This is a genomic window from Nocardia yamanashiensis, assembly GCF_021183565.1.
GTDB lineage: Bacteria > Actinomycetota > Actinomycetes > Mycobacteriales > Mycobacteriaceae > Nocardia > Nocardia yamanashiensis.
In genome coordinates, this window is record NZ_CP089226.1 from 2,823,990 (window position 1) to 2,843,005 (window position 19,016).

Annotated in this window: 10 protein-coding genes; 7 read left to right on the forward strand and 3 right to left on the reverse strand. The window is 68.5% G+C overall.

Features of this window, described 5'->3' with window-relative positions:
• Positions 1–49: 49 nt before the first annotated feature.
• The gene (gene metH / locus LTV02_RS13745; protein WP_233040383.1) at positions 50–3,628 is read right to left on the reverse strand and encodes a methionine synthase; all 3,579 of its coding nucleotides are present in this window, start codon (positions 3,626–3,628) and stop codon (positions 50–52) included.
• Between the two features lie 242 nt (positions 3,629–3,870).
• Between metH and LTV02_RS13750 the strand changes: the two genes are divergently transcribed.
• From LTV02_RS13750 to LTV02_RS13760, 3 genes are all read left to right on the forward strand, one after another.
• The gene (locus LTV02_RS13750; RefSeq protein ID WP_067709602.1) at positions 3,871–4,764 is read left to right on the forward strand and encodes a PAC2 family protein; all 894 of its coding nucleotides are present in this window, start codon (positions 3,871–3,873) and stop codon (positions 4,762–4,764) included.
• Between the two features lie 70 nt (positions 4,765–4,834).
• Positions 4,835–7,411, forward strand: a complete 2,577-nt coding sequence (locus LTV02_RS13755; protein WP_233040384.1) for an AMP-binding protein — start codon at positions 4,835–4,837, stop codon at positions 7,409–7,411.
• Between the two features lie 416 nt (positions 7,412–7,827).
• On the forward strand, positions 7,828–8,967 hold the full coding sequence (locus LTV02_RS13760) for a hypothetical protein (RefSeq protein WP_067709606.1): 1,140 nt from the start codon (positions 7,828–7,830) through the stop codon (positions 8,965–8,967).
• Here LTV02_RS13760 and LTV02_RS13765 read toward each other — a convergent pair.
• A complete protein-coding gene (locus LTV02_RS13765; RefSeq protein WP_233040385.1) occupies positions 8,964–9,938 on the reverse strand; it encodes an alpha/beta hydrolase in 975 nt (324 codons plus the stop codon). The genes LTV02_RS13760 and LTV02_RS13765 overlap by 4 nt on opposite strands.
• A 97-nt stretch (positions 9,939–10,035) precedes the next feature.
• Between LTV02_RS13765 and LTV02_RS13770 the strand changes: the two genes are divergently transcribed.
• Positions 10,036–10,794, forward strand: coding sequence for a DUF2127 domain-containing protein (locus LTV02_RS13770; protein ID WP_233040386.1), 759 nt, complete (start codon positions 10,036–10,038; stop codon positions 10,792–10,794).
• Positions 10,795–10,855: 61 nt separating this feature from the next.
• On the opposite strand, the gene LTV02_RS13775 is transcribed toward LTV02_RS13770, so the two are convergent.
• The gene (locus tag LTV02_RS13775; protein WP_233040387.1) at positions 10,856–11,278 is read right to left on the reverse strand and encodes a VOC family protein; all 423 of its coding nucleotides are present in this window, start codon (positions 11,276–11,278) and stop codon (positions 10,856–10,858) included.
• Between the two features lie 233 nt (positions 11,279–11,511).
• On the opposite strand from LTV02_RS13775, the gene LTV02_RS13780 reads away from it, so the two are divergent.
• From LTV02_RS13780 to LTV02_RS13790, 3 genes are read left to right on the forward strand one after another with little or no spacing between them, the layout of a single operon-like run.
• On the forward strand, positions 11,512–13,152 hold the full coding sequence (locus tag LTV02_RS13780) for a TIGR02677 family protein (RefSeq protein ID WP_332909598.1): 1,641 nt from the start codon (positions 11,512–11,514) through the stop codon (positions 13,150–13,152).
• The gene (locus LTV02_RS13785) at positions 13,152–14,564 is read left to right on the forward strand and encodes a TIGR02678 family protein (protein WP_233040388.1); all 1,413 of its coding nucleotides are present in this window, start codon (positions 13,152–13,154) and stop codon (positions 14,562–14,564) included. Before LTV02_RS13780 ends, LTV02_RS13785 begins: the two co-directional genes overlap by 1 nt.
• Positions 14,564–19,012 (forward strand): SbcC/MukB-like Walker B domain-containing protein, encoded by a 4,449-nt coding sequence (locus tag LTV02_RS13790; protein ID WP_233040389.1) that lies wholly within the window; start codon positions 14,564–14,566, stop codon positions 19,010–19,012. Before LTV02_RS13785 ends, LTV02_RS13790 begins: the two co-directional genes overlap by 1 nt.
• Positions 19,013–19,016: the final 4 nt, after the last annotated feature.

Below are 19,016 nucleotides of genomic sequence, written 5' to 3' on the forward strand. Positions count from 1 at the left end.
GAGCAACCCCTGCAACTCTGCGCGATAGCCCGGAAACCTCTTGAAAATCTTAGGCGTTGAAGTACTTCGCTTCCGGGTGCAACAGGACGAAAGCATCCGTCGACTGCTCCGGATGCAGCTGCAACTCCTCCGACAGCATCACTCCGATCCGTCCCGCGTCGAGCAGGTCGACGAGCTTGGCGCGATCCTCCAGGTCGGGGCAGGCGCCGTAACCGAACGAGTACCGCGCGCCACGGTATCCGAGTTTGAAGTAATCCAGCACATCGGACGGATCCTCATCGGCGACGGAATGTCCCTCCAGGGTCAGTTCTTCCCGGATCCGCCGGTGCCAAAACTCGGCGAGGGCTTCGGTGAGCTGAACGCCGATGCCGTGCACCTCGAGGTAGTCGCGATAGTTGTTGTCCGCGAACAGCTCATTGGCGAAGTCGGCGATGGGCTGACCCATGGTGACCAGCTGGAACGGCAGGACGTCCACCTGGCCGGTCCGCTCCGCGTCTTCCCGCGAGCGAATGAAATCCGCGATGCAGAGGAACCGGTCGCGTTGCTGACGCGGGAAAGTGAAGCGATACCGTTCCGGCGCATCGGGTTTCGGCTCGGTGAGAACGATCACATCACCGCCCTCGGAGACCGCCGGGAAGTAGCCGTAGACGAGCGCGGCATGCTGCAGCACGCCCGAGGAGGTGAGCCGGTCCAGCCAATACCGCAGCCGCGGACGGCCTTCGGTCTCCACCAGTTCCTCATAGGACGGCCCGTCGCCGCCGCGCTGGCCGCGCAGGCCCCATTGACCCAGGAACAGGGCGCGCTCGTCGAGCAGACCGGAGTACTCGTTCACCGAGAGCCCCTTGACGATGCGGGTGCCCCAGAACGGCGGCACCGGCACCGGCAGGCCGGCGGCCACGTCCGAGCGCGCCGGCACCTGCACCGGCACCTCGGCGGCCTTGCGCTGCTCCGCGATTCGCTTGGAGCGCTCATGCCGGGCTTTACGTTCGGCGGCCTTCTCGCGTTCGGCGATGGCCTCCGGCGAATTGCGGTCGATGCCCCCGCCGCGCTTGACGGTCATGATCTCGTCCATCAGCCGCAGGCCCTCGAACGCGTCGCGCGCGTAGTGCACATCGCCCTCGAACACCTCGGTCAGATCCTGCTCCACATAGGCGCGGGTGAGCGCCGCACCGCCCAGCAGCACCGGGAACTGTTCGGAGACACCGCGGGAGTTCATCTCCTCGAGGTTCTCCTTCATGATCACCGTGGACTTCACCAGCAGCCCGGACATGCCGATGACGTCGGCCTTCTTGTCCACCGCGGCATCGAGGATCGCCGAGATCGGCTGCTTGATACCGAGATTCACGACCTCGTAGCCGTTGTTGGACAGGATGATGTCGACCAGGTTCTTGCCGATGTCGTGCACGTCGCCCTTGACGGTGGCGAGCACGATGCGGCCCTTGCCCGAGTCGTCGGTGGCCTCCATATGCGGTTCCAGATGCGCCACCGCGGTTTTCATCACCTCGGCGGACTGCAGCACGAACGGCAGCTGCATCTGACCCGAGCCGAACAGCTCACCGACCGTCTTCATACCGGACAGCAGCGTTTCGTTGATGATCTGGAGCGGCGGAACCTCTTTCATGGCCTCGTCGAGGTCGGCCTCGAGGCCGCCTCGCTCGCCGTCCACGATGCGCCGGGCCAGCCGGTCGAACAGCGGCAGCGCCGCCAGCTCCTCGGCGCGCGAGGCCTTGGAGGAAGCCGTGGACACGCCCTCGAACAGCGCCATCAGCTTCTGCAGCGGGTCGTAGTCCTCGGTGCGCCGGTCGTAGACCAGGTCCAGGGCGGTCTGGCGCTGCTCCTCGGGAATCCGCGCCATGGGCAGGATCTTGGAGGCGTGCACGATGGCCGAATCCAGTCCGGCCTCCACGCACTCGTGCATGAACACCGAGTTGAGCACCTGCCGGGCCGCGGGGTTCAGGCCGAAGGAGATATTCGAAAGACCCAGCGTGGTCTGCACATTCGGGTGCCGCCGCTTGAGTTCCCGGATGGCCTCGATGGTTTCGATGCCGTCCCGCCGCGACTCCTCCTGGCCGGTGCCCAGGGTGAAGGTCAGCGTGTCGATGATGATGTCGGACTCGTCCAGACCCCAGTTGCCGGTGATATCGGCGATCAGCCGCTCGGCGATGGCCACCTTGTGCTCGGCGGTGCGCGCCTGGCCCTCTTCGTCGATGGTCAGCGCCACCACGGCCGCACCGTGTTCGGCGACCAGCGCCATGGTCTGCTGATACCGCGACTCCGGTCCGTCACCGTCCTCGAAGTTGACCGAGTTGACCGCGCAGCGCCCGCCCAGATGCTCCAGACCGGCCTTCAGCACCGGGGTTTCGGTGGAGTCCAGCATGATCGGCAGCGTGGACGCGGTGGCCAGCCGGGAAGCCAGCTCGGTCATGTCCTTGGTGCCGTCGCGGCCCACGTAGTCGACGCACAGGTCGAGCATGTGCGCGCCGTCGCGGGTCTGGTCCTTGGCGATGTCCAGGCACTTCTGCCAGTCCTCGGCCAGCATGGCCTCGCGGAATGCCTTGGAGCCGTTGGCATTCGTGCGCTCGCCGATCATCAGGATGCTGGCGTCCTGCTCGAACGGCACCTGGGTGTACATCGAGGACACGCTGGGCTCGTGCACCGGCTTGCGCACCGCCGGCGTCACCTCGCGCACCGCCTCGGCCACCTGCCGGATGTGCTCGGGGGTGGTGCCGCAGCAGCCGCCGACCATGGCCAGCCCGAACTCGGACACGAACTGGGTCATGGCGACCGCGAGTTCCTCGGCGGTGAGCGGATATTCGGCCCCGTTCGCGCCCAGGATCGGCAGGCCGGCGTTCGGCATCACCGACACCGGCAGCTGGGCGTGCTTGGACAGATGCCGCAGGTGCTCGCTCATCTCGTCCGGGCCGGTGGCGCAGTTCAGCCCGATCATGTCGATGCCGAGCTTCTCGAGCGCGGTGAGCGCCGCGCCGATCTCCGAACCGACCAGCATGGTGCCGGTGGTCTCCACGGTCACGTGGGTGATGATCGGAATCCGGCGCCCGGCCTGCAGCATGGCGTTGTGGCTGCCGGTGACGGCGGCCTTGACCTGCAACAGGTCCTGGCAGGTCTCGATCAGGATGGCGTCCGCGCCGCCGTCGAGCATGCCGAGCGCGGCCTCGGTGTAGGCGTCGCGGAGCGTGACGTAGGGCGCGTGACCCAGGGTCGGCAGCTTGGTGCCCGGGCCCATCGAGCCGAGCACATAGCGCGGGGTGCCGTAGCTGGTGGGGCCCATCTCGTCGGCGACCTCACGGGCGAGGCGGGTGCCGCGCTCGGACAGATCGCGGATCCGGTCCGCGATGTCGTAGTCGGCGAGGTTGGGGAGATTGCATCCGAAGGTATTGGTCTCGACGGCGTCGGCACCGGCCTCGAAGTACGCGCGGTGAATGTGTCGCAGCACGTCGGGGCGGGTTTCGTTGAGAATCTCGTTGCAGCCCTCGAGGCCACGGAAATCATCGAGCGTGAGATCCGCGGCCTGCAGCATGGTGCCCATCGCACCGTCCCCGATCACAACACGTTGTTTCAACGTGTCCAGTAGGGTGGTGTCGAATTCGGCGCGGCTGCGTACAGACATGTACTCAAGAGTAGTGGGCACCCCGGCTGTGTTCTATTTGCCCTCCGCTGCGCTCCGGGCGGGTCCGCGGCCCTTTATGTCGCGTTCTTCCCTCCCTCCGCTCCTCCGCTTCGCTCCCCCGCTCCACTCGGTCCAGAACGCGACGGGCCGCGAACCTCGGTGCGCACCTTCGACGGTGGTCAGGGGTTCTGCGATTGCGCGTCGCTGATACGTGCGAGGACCGTACGCACTAGGCTGACCGGGTGAACGCCAGTGAATCCCCGGTGCCAGCCGAATCGGACCTGCCTACGCTGCGGGATCCGGTCCTCGTCGCTGCTTTCGAAGGGTGGAACGACGCCGCCGATGCCGCCAGTGGGGCGGTCGAACATCTGGAGCTGATCTGGGACGCGCAACCCCTGGCGGAACTCGACTCCGAGGATTACTACGACTATCAGGTGAACCGGCCGACGGTACGCCAGGTGGACGGTGTGACGCGGGCCATCCAGTGGCCGTCGGCCATGCTCTCGGTGTGCTCGCCGCCCGGTAGTGATCGCGATGTGGTTCTGCTGCGCGGGGTGGAACCGAATATGCGGTGGCGCTCCTTCTGTAATGACATTCTCGAATTCGTGGAGCAGCTGGGCGTCTCCACCGTGGTGATCCTCGGCGCGCTGCTGGCCGATACCCCGCACACCCGGCCGGTGCCGGTCACCGGCACCGCGTACAGCAAGGAAGCGGCCGAGCGGTTCAACCTGGAACAGACCCGCTACGAGGGCCCGACCGGTATCACCGGGGTGCTGCAGGACGCCTGCGTGCGCGCGGGCGTACCCGCCATTTCGTTCTGGGCCGCCGTACCGCACTACGTCTCGCAGCCGCCGAACCCGAAGGCGGTCATCGCACTGCTGCACCGGGTCGAGGACGTGCTGGATGTGGAGGTCCCGCTGGGCGGACTGCCCGAGCAGGCCGAGGAGTGGGAGGCCGCGGTCAATGAAATGACCACCGGCGATGAGGAAATCGCGGAGTACGTGCGCTCGCTCGAGGAACGCGGCGACGCCGACGTGGATCTGAACGAGGCCATGGCCAAGATCGACGGGGACGCCATCGCCGCCGAGTTCGAGAAATACCTGCGGCGACGTGGCCGCGGCGGCTTCGGTCTCTAGCGGAATTCATTCGCGCGTCACTTGGGTGTGGTTGCCCTAACCTAAAAAGGTTGTCGCTACACTCCTCGCAATGACCTCGCCTCGGATCGTCGCGCACCTGAACGCATTCGGCGACCGGTCGGCAGTAGTCGGTGACGGGGTCGGCGAGCTGACATATGCGCAGCTCGCGGCCCTGGTCGCCGAGTTCGCGGACCGGCTGGGCGGCGAACGTCGGCTGGTCGCGCTATCGGCCCGCAACGACATCGGTTCACTGGTGGCGTATCTCGGCGCGCTGCACGCCGGATGCGCGGTGTTGCTGACCGGTTCGATCACCGATGAGCTGCTGCGCGTCTACGATCCGGATGTCGTGGTCGAATCCGGTGATACGGACGGGATTCCGCAGGCGCGGGCGCGCCGGACCGGCTCGGCGCACGTCCTGCATCCGGATCTGGCGCTGCTGCTGAGCACTTCGGGGTCGACGGGGTCGCCCAAGCTGGTGCGGCTGTCCTATGCCAACCTGCTGTCCAATGCCGCGGCCATTGTCGAGTACCTGGATATCGGGGAAACCGACCGCGCGGCAACCACACTGCCCTTCTATTACTGCTACGGGCTCTCGGTCGTGCATTCGTATCTACTGCGCGGCGCGAGCCTGCTGATGACCAACCGGTCGGTCCTGGAGCCGGAGTTCTGGGACGCGTTCCGATGTCACCGCGCGACCTCCTTCGCCGCCGTCCCCTACACCTTCGACCTCCTCGAACGCGTCGGCTTCGAGCGAATGACGCTGCCGCACCTGCGCTATGTGACGCAGGCGGGCGGCAAACTGGCCGCCGATCGGGTGCGGCACTACGCCGGCCTGGGCGAGTCCCGAGGCTGGCGTTTCTTCGTCATGTACGGGCAGACCGAGGCCACCGCGCGCATGGCGTACCTGCCGCCGGAGCTGGCCGCCGCGCATCCGGACTGCATCGGAATCCCGGTCCCGGGCGGGTCTTTCACGCTCGAGCCCCTGGCGGAGGGCGGCGACGAGCTGGTCTATCACGGCCCCAACATCATGATGGGCTACGCCGAATCGACCGCCGAACTGGCGCTCGGACCGGCGCTGACCGGCTTGCGCACCGGCGATCTGGCCTGCCGCACCCCCGAGGGCCTGTACCGGGTGATCGGGCGCCGGTCGCGGTTCGCCAAGATCTTCGGACTCCGGATCGACCTGCAACGCATCGAATCCGGGCTGAGCGCAGCCGGATACACCGCCCTGTGCACCGATGACGCCGAAACCCTGGTGGTGGCGGTCGCGGGCCGCAATGCCGCCGCGGCCACCCAACTCGCGGCGCAATTGTCTGGATTACCGGTTTCGGCGGTACGGGTGTGCCTGGTCGAGACCATCCCCCGCCTGCCCAATGGCAAACCGGATTATCAAGCCATAAGGGAACTTCCGGGCATTGCGCCTATTCCGCGCGCCGATGTGCGCACCCTGTTCGCCGATGCGCTGGGCCTGGACACCGCCCAGGTCACGGCCGAATCCACCTTCGCCGATCTGGGCGGCGACTCGCTCACCTACGTCGCGCTCTCGGTGAAACTCGATCACGCCCTGGGCCAGCTGCCGGTCAACTGGCAGACCATGACGGTCGCCGAATTGGAAGCGCTCCCCCACCGCCGTCGTCGCTTCGGCCGCTCCCTCGACACCTCTACGCTACTGCGCGCGCTGGGCATCATCGCCGTAGTCGGTTCGCACATCAAGGTTTTCGAGCTCTGGGGTGGCGCGCACGTGCTGCTCGCGGTCGCCGGGTTCAATTTCGCGCGCTTCGCGGTGACCGCCGCGCCCGCCCCGGCCCGGTTGCGTCGTTCCCTGCGCACCGTAGCGCTCATCGCCGCGCCGACCGCGGCCTGGGTGGCAGGCACGATGGTCTTCAGTGATTACTACGGCTGGCAGAACATGCTGCTGCTCAACAAGATCCTGGGCCCGCACGACAGCCCGACCGCCGGTCACCTGTGGTTCGTCGAGGTGGCGGTGTATTTCATGCTGGCCGCCGCGCTCCTGGTGCGGATCCCGTTCGCCGATCAGCTCGAGCGCCGCGCGCCGTTCTGGTTCGCCTTGGGACTGTTGGGCATCGCGCTCGTGGTGCGTTACGAACCGATGCGTTTCTATACGCCGCACGATATTCCGTTCTCGCCGCTCACCTTCTGGTTCTTCGTGCTCGGCTGGGCCGCCGCCAAGGCAACCACGGCGCCGCAGCGGGTGCTGCTCAGCGGCGTGGCCTTGCTCACGGTGCCGGGCTATTTCGGTGAGCCGGAACGGGAACGGCTGATCCTGGCCGGTCTGCTCCTGCTGGCGTGGCTGCCGTCGGTGCGAGTGCCCGCACTGGTCGCCGGGGTGGCGGCGGTGCTGGCGGACGCGTCACTGTTCGCGTATCTGCTGCACTGGCAGGTGTATCCGCTGTTCGGCGAACGGCATTGGCTCGCGCTGGCCGCCGGGGTGGCGGCCGCGCGACTCATGGCCTGGGCGCGGAGCGTGGCGGCCGCGCACCGGCCGAGCGGGTCAGTGTTCCGACGGCCCAGACCTGGGCCGCCGCCTCATGAGCCAGTTTCGCGATCAGGATGTCTCGCGGAATCGTCTGGCCGGCAAGGTGATCGAGTGACGGCACCACCACGTGGTGGGCATCTGCGCGCTTGAGTTCGGCGGTCAGTTCCGCGAACGCGGTGCCGTCGCCAGGGGTCGATTCATGGAAGGTGGCGGCGAAGCACATTCCGGCCGACTGAGCGAGGCCGCACATGGCGTCCTCCAGCTCATCGGTCCGGCCGTCGGCCAGATCGTCACGCACGTACCCATAGATCAACGCTTCCACCCGAACCTCCGTTGGATTGGGGATCGCTGTTCTGAAGTGTGCCCGTCTCAAGCTTGGCGTACTCGAAAATGCAATTGCAGATGTCAACCCACTGACATCCAGATGCCCTATCCGGGTCCATCCGGCGTTAACTGGTGAGATACTACAGAGCGTGTCCGCAGGTGACGATCGACCCGTCTGGGCTGTCCGAATGCGTGCCGAACGCGATGCTCGGGGGTGGTCACAGGCCGACGCGGTACGCGCCATGAGAGGTAAGTCGACCCACAATCTGCCAACCGACAGCACACTCTTGCGCAACTGGCGGCGGTGGGAGTCCGGGGAGTCCCGGCCCGACGATTTCTACGCCCCCATCATCGCCGCCGCCTTCGATACCGTGACGGCGGCGTTCTTCCCCAAGGCGCGGCCGAACCGCGACGACGAGCTGCTCTCGGCCACCGGAATGGACACCCTGGAGTTCATCGGCCGGCTGCGCATGTCCGATGTCTCTTCCGCGACACTGGATGCCATTCGCATTACCGCCGACCGGCTGTGCTCGGAGTACCCGTGCTGCGACCCGCACGAACTGCACGCCGAGGGTACAGCCTGGCTGCGGCGCATCACGTCGCTACTGGACGGTCGTCTCACTCTGGCCCAGCACCGCGAGGTGCTCGTACTGGCCGGTTGGGTTGCCCTACTGGTCGGTTGTGTCGACTACGACCTGGGCTGGCGCACCGCCGCCGAGGCCACCCGCCGGGCAGCGCTCTCCCTGGGCCAGGAGGCCGAGCACGCCGAAATCATCGGCTGGGGTGCGGAAATGGCCGCTTGGTTCGCACTCACCCAGGGCAACTACCGCGGGGCCATCGAAACCGCCGAGGCCGCGCACGGGGCCACCGAACGGCTCGGGGTGGGCGTGCAGCTGGCCGCCCAGCGCGCCAAGGCCTGGGCCCGGCTCGGCGACCGCAAAGAGGTGGAAATCGCGCTGGGACAGGGCCGTTCGATCTTGGACCGGCTCGACAATCCCGCCAATCTGGAGAATCACTTCGTCGTCGACCCGCTCAAGTTCGACTTCTACGCCATGGACTGCTGCCGGGTAGCCGGTGACAATCGCCTGGCCGAAAGCTATGCCCGCCAGGTCATCTCGAACTCCACCCGGCCCGACGGCAGCATTCGCAAACCCATGCGGGTATCGGAGGCGCATCTGACCCTGGCGGTGGTGGCGGTGCGCGAACGCAATCTGGAGCTCGCCCTGGACGAGGGCATCCGGGCCTTCGCGGGCAAGCGGCGCTCGCTGCCCTCGCTCATGTGGATCGCGGGCGAGGCGGCGCGGGAGATGATCGAGTACTTCCCCGGGGATCCGCGCACCCGCTCCTACCTCGAGCAGTTGCGCGCGCTGGCCGCGAGTTAGGCGGGCAGGCCCAGGCCCTTGGCCAGCACCGGCCAGGAGGCGAAGAACTCTTCCCGGAACAGGCCCCAGGCGTGCATGCCGACCGGGGCGAGGTGCACGGTGACCGGAATGTCCAGGCTCGCCAGGCGGTCGGCGAAACTGCGTGTGCAGTAGGAGGTTCCGGCTTCGGTGGGGCCGTCGACCACGAAATGCTCCGCCAGATCGGACAATTCGGAGTATTCGCCGCCGATGTCGTAGGGGCCGGGCAGACCGGTGCCGCTGGCGATGAACAGCTCCATGCCGCGCAGCTGTTCGGCGTGCACATAGGGATCATTGGCGACCCAAGCCGGGTCACCGACCGGTCCGTACATATTGTCGGCATTGCCGCCGTACACGCCGACCACCAGGCGCACGAAGGCATTGCCGACCGGATCGCTGATCTGACTGCACCCGCTGTAGGCCGCCGCCGCGCGAAACCGGCCCGGCGCGGCGATGGGCAGCGCGAAAACGGCGGTGGCGGAACCGGACACGCCCGCGACGGCGTTCACGCCATTGGTGCCGAGCAGGCTGTCGATCAGCGGCGGCAGCTCCCACAGCAGGAAGGTCTGCCATTTGTTCACGCCCAGCTTCGGGTCCGGCGCACGCCAATCGGCGTAGTAGGCCGCCCGGCCGCCCACCGGCTGCACCAGATTCACGTCCCGCGCGGCCAGGAAGTCCAGCACCTCGGGCGCGCGGGCCCGCCAGCTCTTGTCGGTGAGCCCGGCGTCGGCGCCGTTGAACAGATACAGCGTGGGCCGCGGCCGGGAATCGTCGGCCGGGCGCTGCACGTCGACGCGGATGTCCTTGTCCATGGCCGCGGAGTACACCCACAGCGTCCAGTGCTTGGCATCGGACCGCTCGAGCTTCGAGATCCGGGAGCCGTCGGCGGCCACGACGGTCTCGCCGGCGGGTTGCGCGTGCGCCGCGACCGGCCACAAGGCGCTCGCGATCACGAACCATCCGGCTGCCCAAGCTGTTCCGATCCGGCGCATGCTGTCCCCTGCCCGCTCGTCCCGCGCGGTGATCTTATCTCCGATTAGGCTGCTGTTCATGGACTTCAGTCTGTGGACCTGCGCCTTCCGAGGGCATGAGACCTACGCCCCCACCGAGCCCGACCTGGCGGTCCGCCTGCATGTCACCACCCCGGCCGGGGAGGCCTGGCGTTGTCTGCGCTGCGGCGATTTCGTTCCCGGCGAGCCGCGCCGGACGGGCCCGGCCGACGACGCGCCGGAGGTGCCGCGCGGGCGGCTGCTGCGCGATCGCATCATCATGCGGCTGCTGGCGGCCGAGCGGGTGGGGCGGGCGCTGGTGCTGATCCTGCTCGGGGTCGGCGTGCTGAAGCTGCGCAGCTCCCAGGAATCCTGGAAGGCGGCCTGGGACAAGGAACTTCCGCTGCTGCGCCAGCTGGCCGATCAGGTCGGCTGGGATCCGGACCATTCCAAGCTCGTGCACTGGATCGACGAGGCGTTCAGCTTCTCCCCCACCACGCTGGCCTGGGTGGCGGTGGGCATCTTCGCCTACGCGGGCATCCAGATCCTCGAAGGCGTCGGGCTCTGGCTGGTCAAGCGCTGGGGCGAGTACTTCGCGGTGATCGCGACCTCGATCTTCCTGCCGCTGGAGATCTACGAGCTCACCGAGAAGATCACCTTCCTGCGGGTGGCGGCATTACTGGTCAATCTGGCCGCCATCATCTGGCTGCTGTGGTCCAAACGACTCTTCGGGCTCAATGGCGGCGCGACGAAGTACTACGCCGAACATCACACCGAAAGCCTGCTGACGGTGGAACGTTCGGCCGCGGCCGCCCAATAGCGGCCTATCGCAAAGGGACCCGGTACATTGCGCGTGTACCGGGTCCCTGCGCGTCGGCGGCTCAGCCCAGCGGCTGGGAGAAGCGCAGGTGGTTGCCCCACGGATCGGCGAAACCGCAGTCGCGCACGCCGTACGGCTGGTCGACGAGCGGCTGCTCGACCGGCACCCCGGCCTCCGACAGGCGGGCGAAGGTGGCGTCGACATCCTCGGTGCTGAAGATGAGGGTGCCCATGGCGCGGCTGGCCAGGCGGGCCAGGGTGGCTTCCTTGGCGGCCTCGTTCGGCACCATGTCGGGGCATTCGAGCAGCAGCTCGAGGCCGGGCTGGGCGGCGGGGCCGACGGTCAGCCAGCGCACATTGCCGAAGAACGGCATGTCCTGGCGGACCTCGAAGCCGACGACGTCGCGGTAGAACTCGAGCGCCTGGTCCTGGTCACCGACCAGCACGGCGACGTGGGTGAGGTTGAGGTCTTTGCCGATGGTCATTGCTGTCCTTCTCTCTTGCGGGGTGGTGCGGAACCGTGTCGTGGATGCAGACGGAGCCGCATGGCAAAACTAATCGCCCGCACCGACGAATCGGGGTAGCCGAACCGAACGAATCGGGCGGTGGGCGCGCCGACACCCACGGCAATTCGGGACCGGTCGGTGCGCGGTATTAACCTTCTCCGGTGACCGAGTCCGCTGACGGATTGCTGCCCGACCCGAGAGGGGTCGGTGCCGTGGAGTTCGCGCATGCCGACCGGCTCCGGTTGTTCTCCTTCGCCACGGCCGAGAAGCGGGGGGACTACCTGTGGGTTTTGCGTGCTTTCGATACCGCGCGGGCCGCCTACATCGTGTTGCTGCACGCCTCCGACGTGGTCGAGACGCTCAATCGTTGCCCGGGCGCACCGGGATTCACCGCCACCGAGGTGGGGCCGCTGCTCGAGCAGTTGCACCAATGGGGCGTCCTGGAACGCAGCTACGACGGGACGCGCGCGGCCACGCTGGCCGAGTACCGGAACCGGCATTTCGTGTACCAGTTCTCCCAGGCCGGATATCAGGCATATCGGGCGGTGTCGGATGTGCTGGAGGCGCGACTGGACGAAGCGTCGCTCTCGCGGCTGGTGCTGCCGGAACTGCTGACCGATCTGCACACGCTCGCCGAAGCCAACCGGACCGGTGACGCACCGCGCGTGTACCGCCTGCTCAATCGGCTGGACCGGGCGCTGACCGATCTCGCCGAACGCGCGGCCCACTTCTATCTCACCCTCGGTGATCTGGTGCGCACCACCGAGGCGACCCCGGAGGCGTTCCTCGCCCACAAGGACGCCCTGCTCGCCCACATGCGCGAATTCTCGATGGACCTGGCCCGTTTCGCGCCGCGCTTGGCGGGCGCGATCCTCGAGGTCGAGGCGACCGGCGTGGACGAACTCATCGAACGCGCCGCCCGCATCGACGAACGGGTGCTGCTGAATTTCGAAGAGCGCGAAGCGGATTGGCGCGCCCGCTGGTCCGGCCTGCGCGGCTGGTTCCTCGCCGACGGCGAAGGCGGCGTCACCGAATGCGAACGCCTGCGCGAGGCCACCATGAGCGCCATCGCCGCCGTGCTGTCGCTGCTGCGCCGGGTCACCGAAACCCGCAAGGGCGGCGTGAGCCGCGAATCGGCCCTGCGCCATCTAGCCGGCTGGTTCACCGCCGCCCCCTCCGCCGAAGCCGCCCACGCCCTGTTCGACGTCGTCTTCGGCCTCGGCAGACCCCGCCACCTCGCCATGCAGCATCCCGACGCGGACGTCATCCCCGCCATCCGATCCTGGTGGGACGCACCACCTTTGGAGATCGCCCGCACCCTCGCCGAAACCGGCCGGCCCCCGACGCCCGGCGCCCCGGCGCGCCTGCAACGCAATGACGCGAGCATCCGCCGCCTCCGCGAAGCGCAGTTGGACGCACAACGCGCCCGCGCCGCCGCGGCACGCTCCCTCGCCGCTTCCGACGTCTACGAACGCGAACTCGACGAGGGCGAGACCGAGGTGCTGCTCAAGCTGCTCGATGCCGCCTCCACCGCATGGGTCCCGGTCAGCGGCAAGGTCGGCACCACCGGCTCCGACAATGGCGTCACCCTCACCGTGTCCCCGCACGAAGGCTCCACCGCGATCCGCACCTCTCGCGGCCTGCTGCACCTCAACGGCCGCAAGCTCGAGGTCCGCGAAACCGCCGCACTGCGCAAAGCCAAGGCGGCTCGAGGAGTCTCCGGCCGCGGCCGCACCGGTCGCGACAGCGGCCCTGCGACGAGCGAAGGCGGGGCGATGCCGGAGGTCGTGAGCGGCTCGGCGGCAACGCCCGATACCGCCGCCGCGGCTGCCGAGCGAGAGGACGTGGGCTGATGCATGCGCGGTCCATCGATTCGCTGGCGCTGGACAGCTATCAGCGGGCGGCGCGGGTGGTGCTGGCCAATCATCTGATCACGCGGTCGTATCCGGATCGGATTGCGCTGCCGTTGATTCGGCGGTGGGCGACCGAGTTGCGGGAGGATCTGGCCGAGCTGTTCGGGTATCGGCTGGAGGTCACCGAGACGACGGCGCGGCTGTTTCCGGTGCTGGATCAGCTGGAGTCGGGGCGGCCGGCGCGCACGCCTGCCGAGCGGGTGTTCGATCGGCGGCGGTACGCGTATCTGGCGCTGGCCCTCGCCGCGCTGGGGCGGGCGGGCGATCAGATCACCTTGTCGGAGTTGGCCGATCAGGTGGCCGCGTATACCGAACGGGTCGAGGGGCTCGAGCTGGCGCCGGACCGGGCGGCCGATCGGGACGCGTTCGTGGACGCGGTGGGATGGTTGTCCGCGCGCGGTGCGGTCACCCTCGCCGATGGCGACGCGGGCGGCTGGGCGAGCGATCCCGAAGCGGGAGAGGCGCTCTACGACATCGACCGGGCCGTGGTGTTCGCGCTGTTCCGGCCGCCGCGCGCGGTGCAGCATCTCAACAGCGTGACCGGGCTGCTCGGTGAGGAGGCCGGGGGCGGCGATACCCGCGCTCCCGCACAGGCTCTCGCGGCGCGCAAGGTGCGACGGGCGCTGGTGGAGCAGCCGGTGGTGTACGCCGACGAACTCGATCCGCCGGGCCGGGAGCTGCTGGCCCAGGAAAAGCTGGTCCGCGAGGTCGAGCTGGTCACCGGGTTGCGGGCGGAACAGCGGGCCGAGGGGGTGGCCTTGATCGACAGTTCGGGGCGGCTGTCGGATGTGCGGTTCCCGAGCACCGGCACGCTCGCGCAGGTGGCGCTGCTGCTGGCCGGTGAGATCGCGGACCTGGTGCTGGATCTGGACGATCCGGTGGCGCGGCGGCCGCGGCCGGAGACGCCGTTCACCGATCTGGCCGAGCAGCTCGACGGGGCGATTCCGTTCACCACCGTGTTCGCGCCGCTCGCCGATCCGGTGGAAATGTTCGTGCCGGAAGAGGATTCCGGCGACGAGGAACAGGAACCGGAGATTCCGGACTACCCGTTCGTCGAAGCGTCGTGGATTCGCGACACCGTGCAGATGCTCACCGGCCGCTACGGCAATACCTTCTCCGCGCAATGGCAGGCCGACGTGCCGGGGCTGACCGCCGAGGCGGTCGGGCTGCTGGAGCGGCTGCGGCTGGTCGAACCGGTGGACGGCGGGCTGCTGATCCTGCCGGCACTGGCCCGGTATCGCGGCGCCATCGTCACCATCCGCACGCGCGCGGAAACCGAATTGTTCATCTCGCCGACGCAAGTCGGCACCGAGGACGACACCGCCTCGATCGAGAAGGGATCCCGGAACTGATGTCCGACCTCATTCACGGTGGCGTCCGCTTCGTCCCCACTCGCGCGGGCATCGTCAACCTGTGGGACTACCGCGATCAGGAGTTCTGCTTCGCCGACGGGCGCCTGGTGCTGCGCGGGCCGAACGGGTCCGGCAAGACCAAGGCCCTGGAAGTGCTGTTCCCGTTCGTGTTCGACGGGCGCATCGAACCCCGGCGGTTGAATCCGTTCGCCGGTGAAGAGCGCACCATGAAGTCGAACCTGTTGTACCGCAAGCAGGAATCGGCGTACTCGTACGTGTGGATGGAGTTCGCGCGCGGCGACTGGGCCGAGCCGGAGGTCGTGACCATCGGCATCGGCATGCGGGCCACCCGCTCGCAGGACAAGGTGACGCGCTGGTATTTCGTCGCCGACGGCCGGGTGGGCGTGGACTTCTCGCTGCTCGGGCCGGACGATCGGCCGCTTACGCGGAAGCAGCTGGCCGAGCAGATCGGCTCCGACGCCATCGTGGACCGCCCGGTCGAATACCGCGCCGCCATCGACGCCCGCATGTTCGGTCTCGGCCAGCAGCGCTACGACCAGCTCATCAATCTCATTCTCACCCTGCGCCGCCCGCAGCTGGCCAAGAACCTGGACCCGCGCGGCCTGTCGCAGGCGCTGACCGACGGCCTGCGTCCGCTCGACGAGCAACTCATCCTCGATGCCGCCCGCTCCTTCAGCGATATGGAAGAGGTCGGCCGCACCCTCGAGGGCCTGGTCCAGGCCGACAGCGCCACCCGCGCCTTCGTCGGCGTCTACCGCAAATACCTTGCCGTCCAAGCGAAAACCGATATCGACCAGGTCCGCACCCGCCTCGACGCGGTCACCCACGCCGGCACCGCCCTGCACGCCGCCGCGGCCCTGCGCCAGCGCCGCGACGCCGACCGGGCCGCCGCCGAAACCCGCGCCGAGGACGCCGACCGCGCCTACGAACAGGCTCTTTCCGACCGCGAAACCTTGCAGCGCTCCAGCGCTTACGAAGGCAAACAGCAACTCGACGACCTCGCCGACGCCGTCCGCCGCCTGGAAACCTCTTCCGCGGTCCACCGCGACAAGGCGTTGAAGGCGGGCCAGACCGTCGATCAGCGCGCCGAGGAATCCGAACGCGCCCGCGCCGCCGTCACCCACGCCGCCTCCGCCCTCGCCCGCGGTGAGGACGAACTGCGTTCCGCCGCCGAGGAAGCCGGCATCAACTGGACCGCCCTCCCCGAACAGGCCCGAGCCGACCACCTCACCACCACCGTCCGCTCCCACGCCGAAGAACGCGACGCCGACGTCCGCGCCGTCCGCCGCGCCCTCACCCTCGTCGACCAGGCCGCCAACGAACGCACCCGAGCCGAACGCGCCGTCCAGCGCGCCGCCGAGCTGAAGGACTCCGCCGCCGCCGAACTCGCCGAAGCCGAAGCCTCGGTAGCCCTGGCCCGCTCCAATACCGCCCTCGCCCTCCGCGATTGGTGGGACACCCACCGCGACGTCTACTCCCCCATCCGCACCGGACTGTACGAGGCGATCAGCGACGCCCTCGCCCAGACCGGAACCGAACCCGCCACCGGCGACCTGCCCGCGACGCCCGCCGAGGTGCTGGCCGAGCGCACCGAGCCGCTCACCGAGGAGATTCGTACCCGGCGGCAGGAGGCGCGCGGCCGGGCGGCCCAGGCCACCGAACTCGCCGGGCGGTTGCGCACGGAACGCGAGCAGGTCGCGGCCGAACGCGATGACGCCCCACCGGCTTTCGCGGGGCGCACCGATGCGCGTACCGAGAGGTCCGGCGCGCCGCTGTGGCGGCTGGTGCGTTTCGCCGATCATGTCGAGGCTGGTGACGCCGCCGGTATCGAAGCGGCTTTGCAGGCGGCGAACCTGCTCGATGCCTGGGTGTGCGCGCAGGACGAGTTGCCCGCGCATGCTTCCGAGCAGTTCCTGGTTCCGCTTCCGGCCGCCGAACGACCGGCCGGTCCGACGCTGGCGGACGTGCTGGTCGTGGAGGACGACAGCGAGACGTTGACCGTCCCGCGTGACATCGTGGCGGGCGTGCTCGCTTCGATTGCGTTGCACCGCGTCGCGGCGAACGGGACGAAGGACACGAAACCGGCAGCCGCGCCCCGGAGTTCGGCATCGGTCGCGGCGCTCGAGAACGACGGCGCAGCCTCCGGGACCAGCACGACCGGCGACGGTGCGGCGAGTTCCGGAAGTTCTCGTGCGAAGGCGGAGCCCGCTGCGGCCTCGTCCACCGGAGGCGCTGCCGAATCCGGTAGCGGCCCGCACACGGTGTCGGGGGTCGAGGCGCAGCCGGTGAGTCTCGGTGGCGGGGCGGTTGTCTCGGCGGATGGGCGGTATCGGTTCGGGGTGCTGGTGGGGCGGCATTTCAAGGGGGATGCGGAGTTCATCGGGACTACCGCGCGGGCGCGGCGGCGGGAATTACGGTTGGTGGAGTTGGCCGCGGCCATCTCGACGGCCGAGCAGGACGCGCTGGATGCCGCGAGCGAGGAGCGCACGGCCACCGAGGACCTCGGGCGGATTTCGGCTGCGGCCAAGGCATTGCCGCGGACCACCGCCATCACCGCGGCGCTGCGGATGGTGTCCGAGGCGGCGGGTGTGCTGCGCACCCGGGCCGAGGGGACGGCGCAGGCGGAGCGGGAGCTGGATCAGGCTGTGGCCGAATACGCTGCCGCGGACAAGAAGGTGCGCGGGATCGCGGCCGATCACAAGGTGCCCCGGGATCCGGCGGAACTGGACGCATTGGCCGCCGCCGTCCGGCATTTCGAGAACGCGGGCACCGCGCTGCTGCGATTGCGCGGGGACCATCAGCGCGAGCACGAGCGGTCCCGGGAAGCCGGGGACCGGCTCGAGGAGGCCAAGGATCTCGCGGAGGCGTTCGCGGAGGAGGCCGAGGCGGCGCGGTCGGGATACGAAGAGCAGCAACGGAAACTGGAGACGCTGCGGGAGGCGCTCGGAGCCGGGGCCGCCGATATCGATCGGGAACTGGAGCTGGCGCGGGAGAAGATCGACGCGGCGCGGGCGGAGCAGAAGGCGGCCCGTAAGGCGGCGCACGAGGCCATCGAGGGGGTCGGTGCCGCCGAGGGGGCGCATCGGGCCGCACACGCGGCGCTGGGGACCGCTTTGACCGAATTGCTGGCGGACGTACGGCATCTCGCGCCGTACGCGCGCCCGGATCTGCTGAGCCTGCTCGGCGCGCCCGCGGACAGCCGGTGGCCGAGCAGCGACGCGGCGTGGTCGACGCCGGAACAGTTGCTGTACCGGATCGAGAACAGTGATCCGGAACAGGAGCCGAAGGTGCTCCCCGACGAGGTGGCGGCGCTGTTCGAGAACCTGGCTACCGCAACGGCTTCGGTGCGGGCCGGGGACGCGGCGCGCAAATCGACGCGCAGTGCCGTCACCACCGCTTTGCAGGAATTCGACGCGGCGCTCACCGCGGCCCGCCAGGATTACCGCCTGAATTGGGATGCGGCGGACGGGCTCACCGTGGTGCAGGTGCACGACGATCACGGTTTGTCGTCATTGGCGGATTTCGCCGAACGCATCAATGCCGCGCGCCGCGATCAGGAACTGCTGCTCACCGACGCCGAACGCCGGATCCTGGAGGACGCCCTGCTCACGGGGCTCGCCCAGCAGATTCACGAACGCACTTCCGACGCACGCGATCTCATCTCCCGAATGGGCGCGGAGATGAAACAGCGGCGCATGTCCTCGGGCAATACCATCGGCGTGCACTGGGTGCTGGCCGACAATCTCCCCGAAGCCGCGCGCGCGGTGTGCAAGCTCCTGGATCGCGACTCCGCCGACCTCACCCCGGACGATTTGTCGGCTATTCGCGCACATTTCGCCGCCGAGATCCGTTCGGCCCGCGCGGCGCATCCGGAACGCTCGTATCCGGAGATTCTGGCTACCACCCTGGATTACCGTACGTGGCGGGTGTTCTCGTTCACCATTGTCACCGCGGACGGCTCCGAGGACCGGCTCACCGTCGCCCGGCACTCCACGCTGTCCGGCGGCGAACAGTCGGTGTCGCTGCACCTGCCGCTCTTCGCCGCCGCGCACGTGATGCTGGATTCGGCCGATCCGCAGGCCCCGCGCCTGCTCGCCCTCGACGAGGCGTTCGCCGGCGTCGATGACAACGGACGAAGCGAACTTCTCGGTCTCTCCGTGCAATTCGACCTGGATCTGTTCATGACCGGCTACGACCTGTGGATCACCTACCCGCACGTACCGGCCTGCGCGCACTACGATCTGGCGCACTCGGCGGCCGAGAACACCGTCAGCGCAACACTGCTGGTGTGGGATTCCGACGATTTGCTGGCCGAGCACGACGGGTCCGATTTGACGGCTGCTCTGGGTTCGCCGAACCGTCGCCGCCTGCCGCACGGCCTGGAGGGTGCAATGCCCCTGGACACCGAGCTGGTACCCACGTCGTAAACGG

Coding starts and splice junctions, on each gene's coding strand:
- metH (WP_233040383.1), bottom strand. CDS start 3,628: ATGTCTGTACGCAGCCGCGCCGAATTCGACACCACCCTACTGGACACG.
- LTV02_RS13770 (WP_233040386.1), top strand. CDS start 10,036: ATGGACTTCAGTCTGTGGACCTGCGCCTTCCGAGGGCATGAGACCTAC.
- LTV02_RS13775 (WP_233040387.1), bottom strand. CDS start 11,278: ATGACCATCGGCAAAGACCTCAACCTCACCCACGTCGCCGTGCTGGTC.
- LTV02_RS13785 (WP_233040388.1), top strand. CDS start 13,152: ATGCATGCGCGGTCCATCGATTCGCTGGCGCTGGACAGCTATCAGCGG.
- LTV02_RS13760 (WP_067709606.1), top strand. CDS start 7,828: ATGAGAGGTAAGTCGACCCACAATCTGCCAACCGACAGCACACTCTTG.
- LTV02_RS13755 (WP_233040384.1), top strand. CDS start 4,835: ATGACCTCGCCTCGGATCGTCGCGCACCTGAACGCATTCGGCGACCGG.
- LTV02_RS13790 (WP_233040389.1), top strand. CDS start 14,564: ATGTCCGACCTCATTCACGGTGGCGTCCGCTTCGTCCCCACTCGCGCG.